We start from the raw sequence: 13,708 nt of genomic DNA, 5'->3' as shown, positions 1-13,708 counted from the left end.
TTCTGTGATAGGAGTTGAGGTCAGCAAAATTAGAACCAATGGGAAGAGCGTTTGAATATAGAAAAGCGACAAAGATGAAGAGATGGGGCAATATGGCCCGTACATTCACGAGAATAGGTAAACAAATTGCAATCGCAGTAAAGGCCGGTGGACCTGATGCAGAGAATAATCCTCATTTAAGAGCGGTAATAGCCAATGCTAAGCGCGAAAATATGCCAAAAGACAATGTGGAACGTGCTATCAAAAATGCAATGGGAAAAGACCAAAAAGACTATAAAGAAATGGTCTATGAAGGTTATGGTCCTTTTGGCATTGCTGTATTGGTAGAGACTGCAACAGATAATACTACCCGTACGGTAGCCAATGTACGTAGTATTTTCAATAAACTTGGTGGAACGCTGGGTACTTCAGGTAGCTTGGATTTTATGTTCAGCCACAAATCGGTATTTACCATTGCTAAAAAAGAGGGGATGTCTGTCGAAGACCTTATTCTTGAACTCATTGAGTTCGGAGTAGACGAAGATGTGGATGACGATGGAGAAGAAATTACACTTTATGGTGAGTTTCAATCTTTCAACCTCATTCAGACCTATCTTGAAGAGAATAGCTACGAAATTAAGAGCTCTGAATTTACCCGCATACCGACGGATGAAAAAGAACTTACTCCGGAACAGCGTGCTACGATTGAAAAGATGGTAGATCGCTTTGAAGATGATGAAGATGTGCAGAATGTATATACTAATATGAAGCCGGAGTTAGACGAAGAATAATGAAACACAATTATAAAACAAAAGGTACTTGTAGCACCAATATTGAACTGGACGTTGAAGAGGGTGTTTTGAAAGAGGTATACTTTTGGGGAGGTTGCAATGGTAATCTTCAAGGCATTTCCCGTTTGGTGGCAGATATGCCTGTAAGTAAGGTCATTGAGACACTTGAAGGTATTCGCTGTGGAACGCGATCTACTTCTTGTCCTGATCAACTGTGCAAGGCACTTCATGAAATAGGATATTGATTTTTTAGTAATCAGCACTTAACGATCGTAGGCAAATAGCGCAGGTTATTCGCTTACGATCGTTAACATTTATAGCCATTTGTGAACTTTACTGATACAGCGCTTGTTTTTAATCATTATCTTTATGCAAACATAAAAAGACATCACTAAATGCGAAATATATTTCATGATTTAAAACAGAAAGACCACAAGCGCCATTTGGGTGGTCTGGATATATTTAGATATATTGGCCCCGGCTTGTTGGTTACTGTAGGCTTTATTGATCCGGGTAACTGGGCTTCTAACTTTGCTGCAGGTTCCGAATTTGGTTATTCATTGCTTTGGGTAGTAACTCTTTCTACCATTATGCTCATCATATTGCAACATAACGTCGCTCACTTGGGTATCGTTACTGGTCTTTGCTTATCTGAAGCAGCTACTCAATACACTCCAAAATGGATATCACGACCCATACTTGGTACTGCAGTGCTAGCTTCTATTTCCACCTCACTGGCCGAAATACTGGGTGGAGCTATTGCCCTGCAAATGCTATTCCACATACCAATTATATGGGGAGCCATTCTTACTACCGCTTTTGTTTCAGTGATGCTATTCACTAATTCTTATAAGAAAATAGAACGTGCTATTATTGCTTTTGTCTCTGTCATCGGAATATCATTTATCTACGAACTGTTTCTAGTAGAGGTTGATTGGCCTCTTGCTGCCCGTGGATGGGTTGTACCCGTTATTCCCGATGGGAGTATGCTCATTATTATGAGCGTTCTGGGAGCAGTGGTGATGCCACATAATTTATTTCTACACTCAGAAGTTATACAGAGCCACGAATACAATAAAAAAGATGATGCTTCTATCAATCGTGTCTTGAAGTACGAACTGTATGATACCCTTTTTTCGATGATAGTGGGATGGGCCATCAATAGTGCAATGATTCTTCTGGCAGCAGCTACTTTCTTTAAGAGTGGCATTCGTGTAGAAGAGCTGCAACAAGCCAAATCTTTATTGGAACCATTGCTAGGAAGTAACGCTGCTGTTGTTTTTGCTTTAGCATTGCTCATGGCAGGCATCTCGTCTACCATAACAAGTGGTATGGCAGCCGGATCTATCTTTTCAGGTATTTTTGGTGAGCCCTATCATATTAAAGATATTCATTCTTTGTTTGGTGTTATTCTCTCTCTAGGCTTAGCGTTACTGATCATTTTTTTTATTGGAGATCCATTTAAAGGTTTAATCATATCGCAGATGATATTGAGTATTCAGCTACCGTTTACAGTCTTTCTACAAGTGGGACTTACTTCTTCGCCCAAAGTAATGGGTAAATATGTGAATAGCAAGTGGAGCACGTTTGTATTATATTCCATTGCAGTAATTGTCACAATATTAAATATAATGCTATTATTCTCTTGATTAACATTGAAATAACTATTTGTATAGTCATTAAACTTGGTGATAGAGAGAATGTGGTTTTCTGTCACCTAAAATAATATAGAATAAGATAATGAACGAAAAAGAAAATCGGGTAGAGCGGGCAAATGAACTTTTCAAAAGTGGATACAATTGCTCTCAGTCTGTTGTGGCAGCGTTTGCCGATATGTACGGATTTACAGAAGAACAAGCACTACGTATGTCAGCTTCTTTTGGTGGAGGAATCGGGCGGATGCGTGAAACCTGTGGTGCTGCATGTGGCATGTTTCTTCTAGCCGGACTAGAGAAAGGAACCATTGAGGCAAAAGACAAAGAAGGAAAGGCGGCAAACTATGCACTAGTGCAGGAGTTGGCTGCTGAATTTAAAAAAAGAAACGGCTCTTTGATCTGTGCCGAATTGCTTGGGTTGAAAAGGAAGGACCAGATCACCTCTGTCCCTGAAGAGAGAACAGACCAGTACTATGCCAAGAGACCTTGCTCTAAAATGGTAGAGGAAGCAGCAAAGATCTGGGAAGAATATCTTTTAAATAATAAATAGTGAAACTCCTTTCTGTTTTTTTTGTGACATTGTTATTAAAAAAACGCTTATATTATGTTGTGTAACATAATTATAGCTATATTTGTGATGAGATAATATCTGATTGTATCACTGCAATCAGATCGAAAAATTGAGTCTAACTAAAAATTCTAAAGCAATGTTGAAAGAAAAAGCAGGCGTCATTGCAGGTAAAATCTGGAATGCACTTAATGAAAACGAAGGACTTACAGCCAAAGAGCTGAAAAAAGCAACTAAATTGGTAGACAAGGATCTTTTCCTTGGACTTGGTTGGTTGTTAAGAGAAGACAAAATTTCTACTACAGAGATTGAAGGCGAACTTTTTGTGAAACTGAGCTAAAGCTGTTTCCAAGTGGCGTAGAAAAAGTGCATTGATATTTATGATATATATCAACGCACTTTTTTTTATACTTCCATTTATGTATCTTTGCGCACCAAATATATATATATCAAACATGAAGAATATTCGTAACTTTTGTATCATAGCTCACATAGATCACGGAAAGTCAACTTTGGCCGACCGACTGCTAGAGTTTACCAAAACAATTTTGGTAACCGGCGGACAGATGCTCGACGACATGGACCTGGAGAGGGAGAGGGGCATCACCATCAAGAGCCATGCCATCCAGATGGAATATATATATAATGACGAAAAATATATTCTCAACCTGATAGATACTCCGGGACACGTGGACTTTTCATACGAAGTTTCTCGTTCGATAGCCGCTTGCGAAGGAGCATTGCTCATTGTAGATGCTTCACAAGGTGTGCAGGCGCAGACTATTTCAAATTTATATATGGCTATTGAACATGATTTAGAAATCATTCCGGTGATCAATAAATGCGATATGGCAAGTGCAATGCCCGAAGAAGTAGAAGATGAAATTGTGGAGCTACTTGGCTGCAAACGTGAAGAAATCATTCGTGCATCCGGAAAGACTGGCATGGGTGTTGAGGAGATCTTGGCTGCTATTATAGAGCGTGTTCCTTGCCCTAAGGGGGATGAAGAAGCACCATTGCAAGCTTTGATTTTCGACTCTGTTTTCAATTCCTTTCGTGGTATTATTGCTTATTTTAAAATAACTAATGGAGTTATTCGTACAGGAGATAAAGTTAAATTTTTCAATACTGGTAAGGAATATGCTGCCGATGAAATAGGTGTGCTTCGGATGGATATGATTCCTCGTAAAGAACTTCGTACGGGAGATGTAGGCTATATTATTTCCGGTATCAAGACTTCTAAAGAGGTAAAAGTAGGAGATACGGTTACCCATATTGCTCGTCCGTGTGCAAAAGCTATTTCAGGTTTTGAAGAAGTGAAACCAATGGTATTTGCCGGCGTTTATCCGATTGAAGCGGAAGAATTTGAAGATTTGCGTGCTTCGCTAGAGAAGTTGCAGCTTAACGATGCTTCACTGACTTTTCAGCCTGAATCTTCTTTGGCGCTCGGCTTTGGTTTCCGTTGTGGGTTCCTTGGCCTGCTTCACATGGAAATTGTACAAGAGAGATTGGATCGTGAATTTGATATGAATGTGATTACTACTGTGCCTAACGTGTCTTATCGTATTTACGATAAGCAAGGAGAGATGACGGAAGTTCATAATCCTGGCGGAATGCCCGATCAGACATTGATAGATCGCATTGAAGAGCCTTATATAAAAGCTTCGGTCATTACAACAACTGACTACATTGGCCCGATTATGAGCTTATGTCTGGGTAAGCGTGGTGAGCTTCTTAAGCAAGAATATATTTCAGGAAATCGTATAGAAATTCATTATAACATGCCTTTGGGTGAAATTGTGATTGATTTTTATGATCGACTGAAAAGTATTTCAAAAGGATATGCTTCGTTCGATTATCATCCAAATGGTTTTCGCCCATCGAAATTAATCAAATTAGATATACTACTCAACGGAGAACCGGTTGATGCATTGTCTACGCTTACGCATGTTGACAACGCCTATGAACTAGGCAAACGTATGTGTGAGAAGTTGAAAGAACTCATTCCCCGTCAGCAATTTGATATTGCCATACAGGCAGCTATTGGTGCCAAAATTATCTCTCGTGAAACGATTAAGGCTGTGCGCAAGGATGTTACTGCTAAATGCTATGGTGGAGATATCAGTCGTAAACGAAAGTTGCTTGAAAAACAGAAAAAAGGTAAGAAGCGTATGAAGCAAATTGGTAACGTTGAGGTGCCTCAGAAAGCTTTCTTAGCTGTGTTGAAACTCGATTAATATTAAAAAACGAGGAGAGGACAGCAAATACCGTGTTCGCAGAACTTTCAGCGATGCTGTCCTTTTTTCATAAATAATAAATATATGAAAAAAGTTCTGAATACAATTTTTGAAAAAATAAGTACCATACAACATCTTGCTTCCATGACTATTGTGGCAAGCATTTTATTGTTTCTAGCTGCACTCCTTGCAGCTGTAATGGCTAACTCGTCTTTAGCTCCGGCTTATCAGGAATTTCTATCGCAACAAGTTAGCCTTCAAATCGGAGATTTTAATCTTTTCTCTCATGGTGAACATAGCCTCACAGTACTTCAATTTATTAATGATGGATTGATGACATTATTCTTCTTTCTGGTGGGCATTGAGATCAAACGAGAGTTACTTGTAGGCGAATTATCTTCTGTTAGAAAAGCAATTTTGCCTTTTATCGCTGCTTGCGGTGGTATGATAATTCCAGTCCTCATTTATATACTAATCTGCCCTCCCGGCACTGATGGTGGTCGAGGCCTTGCTATACCAATGGCAACGGATATAGCTTTTTCTCTAGGAGTGCTTAGTTTGCTAGGAAAACGTGTCCCTCTGAGCTTAAAAATATTTCTTACAGCTTTTGCAGTAGTCGATGACATAGGAGGAATTATAGTTATTGCTGTTTTTTATAGCTCTCATGTTGCAATCAACTATCTGTTATGGGCTGCACTATTGCTTATTCTTCTTTATTTTATTGGTAAGCGCGGGAGCACCAATAAAACATTCTTTTTGCTTATTGGTATTATAGTCTGGTATATGTTTCTCCAATCAGGTATTCATAGTACCATTGCAGGAGTTATACTTGCATTCATAGTACCTGCCAGACCACAGCTACATGTAGGTAAGTATATCGAAAGTATTCGTTGTGCTATTAAATTTTTCCCGGTATCCGATAAAGACGATATAGTGCTTACGAACAAACAAATAGCTAAATTGAAGCGTGTAGAATCCGCATCAGATCGCGTAATCAGCCCGTTGCAATCTATGGAAGATAACTTGCATATAGCTGTAAATTACATTGTCCTCCCCTTATTTGCTTTTGCTAATGCAGGGGTAGCGTTTAGTGGCAATGCTGAGTCAATAGGTGATGTTACATTAGCAGTCGCTTTTGGTTTGATATTTGGGAAATTCGTTGGAATATTCTCATTCACATGGATTGCTGTGAAACTAAAAGTTGCAAGCATGCCTCGTACAATGGATTGGAAGAGCGTCTCTGGAATATCTCTTTTAGGTGGCATTGGATTTACTGTTTCTTTATTTATTGCCAATCTTTCGTTTGGGGACACTCATCCTGTGTTGCTGAATCAAGCTAAACTAGGAATACTTGTCGGCACAGCTATTGCTGGTTTACTCGGCTATCTTGTGCTTCATTTTGCGTTGCCGCGGCACAAGACCCATTAGCAATAAATCTAATTAGCTCGTTTATTCAGTACTTGTTCAGAATAAATGAGCTAATTATAATTTTGCACTTGGACAATAATCTTTTAATAATGATTTGTTGATATTTGGAAAGGAAATCTGCTTTTATTCATCTTCCTCCTCCTCGCTACTGCCATTATCACCTAATGGAAGGATTTTCTGACTCTCTTCATGTGGTAATTCCTGAACCTGTCGTAACTTTCGTTCGATGGCTCGTGTACGTTTACCCATTACTTCTTCTAGTTGATCGCCGGCACTCTGAAGATTCTTTTGTACCTTTTCGAGTAGACCGCCAAACTTACCAAACTCTGTTTTTACAGCTCCAAGCACTGTCCAAACTTCACTAGTGCGCTTCTGAATAGCCAAGGTACGGAAACCCATTTGCAAACTGTTGAGTATTGCACCCAAAGTAGTAGGCCCAGTTATCACAACCTTATATTCCCGTTGCAATAATTCGACTAATGCCGTACGACGAATGATTTCGGCATAAATGCTTTCAAAGGGAAGAAATAAAATAGCAAAATCAGTAGTGTAAGGAGGATCAATATATTTATCATGAATGTCCTTTGCCATTTTTTTTATGGTAGTTTCCAACTGCTTACCCGAAGATTCAATCAAAGCAGCATCACCCGCTTCAAATGCGTCATAATATTGCTCGTATATATCTTTTGGGAATTTAGCATCAATAGGTAAATATACTGTGTTGTTATTGTCATCTTTGCCGGGAAGTTTAATCGCATATTCAACAAATTCCGTTCCATTTTTTTTGGTTTTTACGTTAGCATCATATTGCTCCGGACTCATCATTTGCTCGAGCAAAGCACCTAATTGTACTTCGCCGAAAGTTCCCCGCATTTTCACATTGCTCAGTACTTTTTTCAATCCACCAACATCTTGAGCCAACGATTTCATTTCACCCAGTCCACGTTGCACATTCTCGAGTTGGGTACGTACTATCTCAAATGATTGACCGATGCGCTCATTTAATGTTTTTTGCAGTTTTTCCTCTACCATCAACCGCATATCGTCCAATCGTTTTTCCGTCGATAAAATTAGATTTTCCTGCTGCCGGGTCATCGCATCAAATTTTTGTCGTTGCAATTCTCCCGTAGTGAGCATGTTCTTATGCATGGCATCTTGCAACTGCTGCATACTTTGATTCAGTGTTTGCATCACTTCCATGCGTAATTCGCGGATATTTCTACTAAGTTCCTCTCGATTCTCTTGCATTTGCTGGCGTAAGGCCGCTTGTAATTGATCCGATTGCTTGCTATTGTTTTTGGTAAATAAAAGGATGAGTAAAATAATAAGCAAAGCTGTATTCAGCACTAACAGGGTTAATTCCATAAACTAGAGTAGGGGATAATTAAGATATATTTATAGTTAACGGAGTATAGTTATAGGAGAATCAAATATAAATAGAGCCCTTCTTGGGGGCTCAATCTATATGGAACTTTATTAATAAGTTAGAATTTCATTGCCGGTTTCAGTTATGAGCAACATTTTCTCCCATTGTGCAGAAGGCAATCCATCATCGGTAAGAACAGTCCATCCATCAGATTGGTCAATATATACATCATATGCTCCCATGTTAATCATTGGTTCGATGGTGAAAGTCATACCCGGAAGAATCATTGACCCTGTACCCTTACGTCCAAAATGCTCTACGTTTGGCGGTTCGTGAAACTCTATTCCAACGCCATGTCCGCAAAGATCACGCACAACACTGAATCCATTCTTTTCTGCATGTTCTTGAATGGCAGCACCTACATCTCCTAAGCGGGCCCAAGGTTGAGCGGCTGCGATGCCTATTTCTAGACACTCTTTGGTTATCTCTACCAATTTCTTATTATCAGGCTTCACATCTCCAATCATAAACATGCGCGATGCATCTGAAAAATATCCGTTCAGAATAGTCGATACATCTACATTTACAATATCTCCGCTGCGCAAAATCTCTTTCTCACTTGGAATTCCGTGGCAAACCACTTCGTTGATAGAGGTACATACACTTTTCGGGAAGCCTTCATAATTTAGTGGAGCTGGGATTGCTCCATGAGCTAGCGTAAAATCATATACAAGTTTATCAATCTCAGCAGTAGACATACCCTCACGGATATTAGCAGCCACACAATCGAGTACACCCGTATTTATTTTGGCGCTTTCTCTAATACCTTCAATTTGCTCAGGAGTCCGAACAACTCTTCTTGGTGGGAGTTTATAACCTAATTTTCTGTATTTTTGAATCTTTTCTTCAATCTCTGCCGAATAGTTTTCAGGGGTAAATCGGCCTCCCTTCAATATTTTCTTCATCATACTATTTATTCTTTCTTAAGACAAAAATAAACCTTTATTTTCGTTTTATTCTCTTCGCTAGTGCTTATTTATTTAAAATTATACATTATGGCATAACTATTTGTTTATTTGGTTCTTAAACTTTATAGCATAAAGGGTCAAGTAATTATCAGTATATCAATTCTTTGCATTACTCAATATGAAAAATCACAATTATAGTTTGGAGCCAAACGTGCATTTTTCGCCTAATAATAAGTGGGTCATTTTTCGCGCTAATTTTGAAGGACAAGAGAATGTTTATGCTGTCAAAATAGGCATATAGATACATATAAAACTGGCTATTCAAAAAATAATCATGTATCTTTGCCGTCGGTGAAGATAAACGAAGATTAATACATTTATTTATTATGAAAGAAAGAATACTTGTTACTGGTGGTACGGGCTATATCGGTTCGCATACTGTGGTAGAACTGCAAAATAGCGGATACGAAGTTATTATAGTTGATAACTTGTCTAATTCTGGTGCCGATGTGGTAGATAACATTGAAAAAGTGTCTGGCATTCGTCCAGCTTTCGAACACCTCGATTGCTTAGATCTGAATGGTATGGATGCACTATTCGCCAAATACGCTGGCATCAAAGCTATTATTCACTTTGCAGCTAGTAAAGCAGTAGGCGAATCTGTTCAGAAGCCGTTACTTTACTATCGCAACAATCTGCTATCACTCATTAACCTTCTTGAACTTATGCCTAAACATAATGTGGGAGGAATCGTATTTTCTTCATCATGTACTGTTTATGGGCAACCCGATGAACTACCCGTCACCGAGCAAGCTCCTATCAAGAAAGCCGAATCTCCCTACGGAAACACTAAACAGATCAATGAAGAAATCATTTGCGATACCATAGCTTCAGGATCTCCCATTAGTGCTATCCTTTTACGCTATTTCAATCCGATAGGAGCTCATCCAACTGCTTTGTTAGGGGAATTGCCCAATGGAGTTCCTCAGAATCTTATTCCATATCTCACTCAAACAGCCATGGGTATTCGTGAAAAGCTGAATGTCTTTGGTGATGATTACAATACGCCCGACGGATCGTGCGTCAGAGACTTTATTAATGTAGTCGACTTGGCAAAAGCACATGTTGTAGCCATCGCCCGTATCCTTCAACAAAAACAAAAAGCGAAAGTAGAGACCTTTAACATTGGAACCGGTCGTGGTCTTTCTGTTTTAGAGTTGATAAGTGTATTTGAACAATCTACAGGCGTGAAACTCAATTATCAGATTGTAGGTCGACGTGCAGGAGATATTGAAAAAGTTTGGGCAAATCCTGATTATGCTAACACCGAACTTGGTTGGAAATCAGAAACTTCCATAGAAGATACTTTGCGCTCTGCATGGGCTTGGCAGCTTAAATTACGGGAGAAAGGTATTCAATAATTTTTTCGCTATTAGTATTAATTAACGTATGTGAAGTAAACAAAACGGAATTAAGATATGTTTTATTCATGCAAGTCGCCTGAACTGATTATACGTATGCGAATATTTAGTAACGGTCACTTATGCCTTTAATGGTATAGACAGGTTAATTGCATAGTAGTTTTGTCGTGTTTTATTTTGTGTTTGTGTTGTGGCGGTACTGCGATGAGAATCGAGGTACCGTCTTTTCTTACTACTGAAAATTAGTAATAATGCACAATTTCTATCACATTTGCTTTTGACATAGCTCCCGGATTGATGCCTGGCTCCCCTTCAGGGATAGCTATACCCTGCTTCTTAAAATAATCTACCCACTCAGGCAAAAACTCTTTTGTTCTTTTCGATTTAAAGGTCATTTCATTGAGAGGGAACACCGGAATTCCATTATTAGCTTTCAATAATATAAGATAGATCAATTCTGAACAATAATATTTGTTGTTTTTCAAGTCATAGCTATAATCATACTCTTTGCCCACTAATGTCAGTGCCTCTTCTAGCGCTTTAGGGATGCAATGTTGATATTCTGTCTTTAATCTACCCACAACTGACTTCGGATAGCACTTCTTTTCATCTGCCGGATATAGATATTCGGATAGAGGAGTGATTTTCACTCTTGGATGAGTTGCTTCAATCACAAAAATGCTATCGTTCTCTTTGATATAAATCATGCCTACATGCGTAAAATGATAGTTTTCTGCACCAGATGTTACGTTTTTAATGGCATTGCCAATCGTACTATTACAAGATTCTTGAAAGATTAGATCGCCATTCTGTAATTTGAAGTGATCTGCTCCCGGATATAGAAAGTAAAAGAGGGTGATGAATAATAGCTTCATACGCAGTAGTGAATTGATTTTTTAATGAACGATTGTGATTTTGGGTGCAAATATAGAGTAATTGAGACTAATTTACATACCAAAAGCAGAATAGTACAGGCGAGAATATCTTATAACTTATTTTAATTGCTATCATCTATCTATTTCTGCATTATAATGTACTACCTTTACACCCGTATTTAATAATATTATAAATGAAAATATTGACTATTGGAGATCTAAAGGCTCGTATCCCTATTATTCAAGGTGGAATGGGTGTTGGCGTCTCTTTATCTGGCTTGGCATCGGCTGTAGCCAATGAAGGTGGTATTGGGGTTATTTCCAGTGCGGGTTTAGGACTTTTATACAATAAGCTATCTGCTAATTTTCTTGAAGCTAGTATCTTGGGCCTCAAAGAAGAGATTAGAAAAGCGCGTAAAAAAGGAAAAGGAATTATTGGAGTCAATGTAATGGTTGCTATGACAAACTTTGCCGACATGGCAAGAATAGCTATTGCAGAGAAAGTAGATATTATATTCAGTGGAGCAGGTCTTCCACTCGATTTACCCAGTTATTTGGAAAAGGATAGTACTACAAAGCTTGTGCCTATTGTGTCTTCCGCTCGAGCAGTAAGAATTATCTGCGAGAAATGGATGAGTCATTATAACTATTTACCAGATGCTGTTGTTGTAGAAGGTCCTAAGGCAGGCGGTCACCTTGGATTCAAGGAAAATCAGATTACAGATGAGCGCTTCTCTTTGGAAGCAATTCTGCCTCAAGTAGTTGCTGAAGTATCTTTATTTGAAGAGAAATACAATAAGAAAATACCTGTTATAGCAGCAGGAGGGATTTATACAGGTGCAGATATTTACCGTATGATGCAACTTGGAGCTTCGGGCGTACAGCTAGGGACTAAATTTGTTACTACCGATGAATGTGATGCCTCTTACGCCTTTAAGGAGCAATATCTTAATGCAAAGGAAATAGATATTGAGATTATTAAGAGTCCGGTCGGTATGCCAGGTCGTGCTATTTTGAGCTCTTTTATTCAGCAAGTTAGAGAAGGTATTAAGCAGCCAAAAACTTGCCCTTTTCATTGCATCAAAACGTGTGACATCTCTAAAAGTCCATATTGTATCATGTTAGCTCTTTACAGCGCCTTCAAAGGTAATTTCAATAATGGCTACGCCTTTGCAGGGGCCAATGCCTATAGAGCGACTCAGATTATGAGCGTAAAAGAGACTATATCTGGTCTAATGAAAGAGTGGAAAGAAAAAGAATTATTCTTTAGGAATAAATAAGGCTTTCATTTATATATAAATAAGCGGGAATTTCTTTCAGAGAGATTCCCGCTTGTTTTTTTATTAGGCTATTCTTGCCGAACACAAGTAAATTAGATTTTTCAATTATTAGTAAAATACCTTAAGCAACTCATTATTTAGTTGCAGGTACCACCCATTTAAAAATATATGGTTCGGGAGGAATAATCAACCTTTCTGATATTTTTGCCATGCGGGCAGGTAGTTTCATGAGGTAATCTCTGGCACGCTCAGCTTCATCAGTTAGATTTGATACTTTGTCTATTTTCCATTTTTCTATCAATTTTTGCATTATATCAATATAATCACTGGTTGTATATACGCCGATACGTTGAGCTGAATTGGAAAATTGTTCGAAAGCACTACTAATTTTCTGTCCAGACTCTCTCAGAAAGTGAGCAGGCATAACAATTTTTTGTTTCATCATATAACTGAAGGCAAGCATCATCTCACTAGGGTCCACTTCAAAAATCCGACTTACAAATTCACTATATGCGTGATGGTGTCTCATTTCGTCCCCTGCAATTCGTTTGCAAATACGCGTTAACTTCTCATTGCCACTTTTTTTTGCCAGTTCGGCTATACCATTGTGGGATACAAACGTAGCTAGTTCCTGAAAGCTAGTATAAATGAAGTTCTTATATGGGTCGCGTCCTGTACCAATATCAAAGCCGTCATTTATGAGGTATTGCGTTGTTCGTTCTACTTCTTTCATATTCACTCTTCCTGAAAGGTAGAGGTATTTATTGAGTAGATCCCCATGGCGATTTTCTTCTCCTGTCCAATGCCTGATCCACTTAGACCAACCATTACGAGATTCACCATCTACATTGTCTATTCCTTCTACTTCCATTAACCATGACTCATAGGTTGGCAAGGCTTCTTCAGTAATTGTATCACCTACCAACACCACCCAGAAATCATATGGTAATTCTTTAGCTAGTTCTCGTAACTCTCTTACGTCTTCCAGGAAAGTGTCTTCCTGCGAATTGGGTAAGAAATCAGTAGGTTGCCATATTTTTTCAACGGGAATTAAATATTGGTTTATGAAACCATCTATATTCTGTTCTAAGAAGTGCATCACTTCTAAACGGACATTTTTTATAGGCATTAGGAATAATT

At 38.6% G+C, this 13,708-nt stretch carries 13 protein-coding genes; 9 read left to right on the top strand and 4 right to left on the bottom strand.

The window, feature by feature from the left end; translation table 11 throughout:
- Nucleotides 1-38: 38 nt before the first annotated feature.
- The 7 genes from BQ5338_RS09885 to nhaA all read left to right on the top strand — a co-directional run bounded on the left by BQ5338_RS09885 (nt 39) and on the right by nhaA (nt 6,658).
- Nucleotides 39-770 (top strand): YebC/PmpR family DNA-binding transcriptional regulator, encoded by a 732-nt coding sequence (locus tag BQ5338_RS09885; RefSeq protein WP_071146618.1) that lies wholly within the window; start codon nt 39-41, stop codon nt 768-770.
- Nucleotides 770-1,015, top strand: a complete 246-nt coding sequence (locus BQ5338_RS09880; protein WP_071146617.1) for a TIGR03905 family TSCPD domain-containing protein — start codon at nt 770-772, stop codon at nt 1,013-1,015. Before BQ5338_RS09885 ends, BQ5338_RS09880 begins: the two co-directional genes overlap by 1 nt.
- 150 nt (nt 1,016-1,165) lie before the next feature.
- On the top strand, nt 1,166-2,419 hold the full coding sequence (locus BQ5338_RS09875) for an Nramp family divalent metal transporter (RefSeq protein WP_071146616.1): 1,254 nt from the start codon (nt 1,166-1,168) through the stop codon (nt 2,417-2,419).
- A gap of 91 nt (nt 2,420-2,510) precedes the next feature.
- Nucleotides 2,511-2,975, top strand: a complete 465-nt coding sequence (locus BQ5338_RS09870) for a C-GCAxxG-C-C family protein (RefSeq protein ID WP_071146615.1) — start codon at nt 2,511-2,513, stop codon at nt 2,973-2,975.
- A gap of 157 nt (nt 2,976-3,132) precedes the next feature.
- Nucleotides 3,133-3,333: a winged helix-turn-helix domain-containing protein gene (locus BQ5338_RS09865; protein ID WP_071146882.1), complete on the top strand. Its 201-nt coding sequence runs from the start codon at nt 3,133-3,135 to the stop codon at nt 3,331-3,333.
- 115 nt (nt 3,334-3,448) lie between these two features.
- The gene (lepA, locus tag BQ5338_RS09860) at nt 3,449-5,230 is read left to right on the top strand and encodes a translation elongation factor 4 (RefSeq protein ID WP_071146614.1); all 1,782 of its coding nucleotides are present in this window, start codon (nt 3,449-3,451) and stop codon (nt 5,228-5,230) included.
- Nucleotides 5,231-5,314: 84 nt separating this feature from the next.
- Nucleotides 5,315-6,658: a Na+/H+ antiporter NhaA gene (gene nhaA, locus BQ5338_RS09855; protein WP_071146613.1), complete on the top strand. Its 1,344-nt coding sequence runs from the start codon at nt 5,315-5,317 to the stop codon at nt 6,656-6,658.
- A 123-nt stretch (nt 6,659-6,781) separates the two neighbouring features.
- Here nhaA and BQ5338_RS09850 read toward each other — a convergent pair whose 3' ends face one another.
- Nucleotides 6,782-8,023: a DNA recombination protein RmuC gene (locus tag BQ5338_RS09850; RefSeq protein WP_071146612.1), complete on the bottom strand. Its 1,242-nt coding sequence runs from the start codon at nt 8,021-8,023 to the stop codon at nt 6,782-6,784.
- Nucleotides 8,024-8,134: 111 nt separating this feature from the next.
- Nucleotides 8,135-8,989 carry a type I methionyl aminopeptidase gene (gene map, locus BQ5338_RS09845; protein ID WP_071146881.1) on the bottom strand — a complete coding sequence of 285 codons (855 nt, stop codon included), beginning with the start codon at nt 8,987-8,989 and terminating at the stop codon, nt 8,135-8,137.
- Between the two features lie 389 nt (nt 8,990-9,378).
- Here map and galE point away from each other — a divergent pair, with 389 nt between their 5' ends.
- Nucleotides 9,379-10,413 carry a UDP-glucose 4-epimerase GalE gene (gene galE / locus BQ5338_RS09840; RefSeq protein ID WP_071146611.1) on the top strand — a complete coding sequence of 345 codons (1,035 nt, stop codon included), beginning with the start codon at nt 9,379-9,381 and terminating at the stop codon, nt 10,411-10,413.
- A gap of 242 nt (nt 10,414-10,655) precedes the next feature.
- On the opposite strand, the gene BQ5338_RS09835 is transcribed toward galE, so the two are convergent.
- On the bottom strand, nt 10,656-11,288 hold the full coding sequence (locus tag BQ5338_RS09835; protein ID WP_071146610.1) for a YiiX/YebB-like N1pC/P60 family cysteine hydrolase: 633 nt from the start codon (nt 11,286-11,288) through the stop codon (nt 10,656-10,658).
- 194 nt (nt 11,289-11,482) lie between these two features.
- On the opposite strand from BQ5338_RS09835, the gene BQ5338_RS09830 reads away from it, so the two are divergent.
- Complete coding sequence (locus BQ5338_RS09830) at nt 11,483-12,568, top strand: NAD(P)H-dependent flavin oxidoreductase (protein WP_071146609.1); 1,086 nt, start codon at nt 11,483-11,485, stop codon at nt 12,566-12,568.
- 133 nt (nt 12,569-12,701) lie between these two features.
- Here BQ5338_RS09830 and BQ5338_RS09825 read toward each other — a convergent pair whose 3' ends face one another.
- Complete coding sequence (locus tag BQ5338_RS09825) at nt 12,702-13,697, bottom strand: acyl-ACP desaturase (protein WP_071146608.1); 996 nt, start codon at nt 13,695-13,697, stop codon at nt 12,702-12,704.
- Nucleotides 13,698-13,708: the final 11 nt, after the last annotated feature.

This window comes from Bacteroides ihuae (genome assembly GCF_900104585.1).
GTDB lineage: Bacteria > Bacteroidota > Bacteroidia > Bacteroidales > Bacteroidaceae > Bacteroides > Bacteroides ihuae.
Note: the sequence above shows the minus strand (reverse complement) of the source record. Positions and strands in the feature narration are given on the sequence as shown.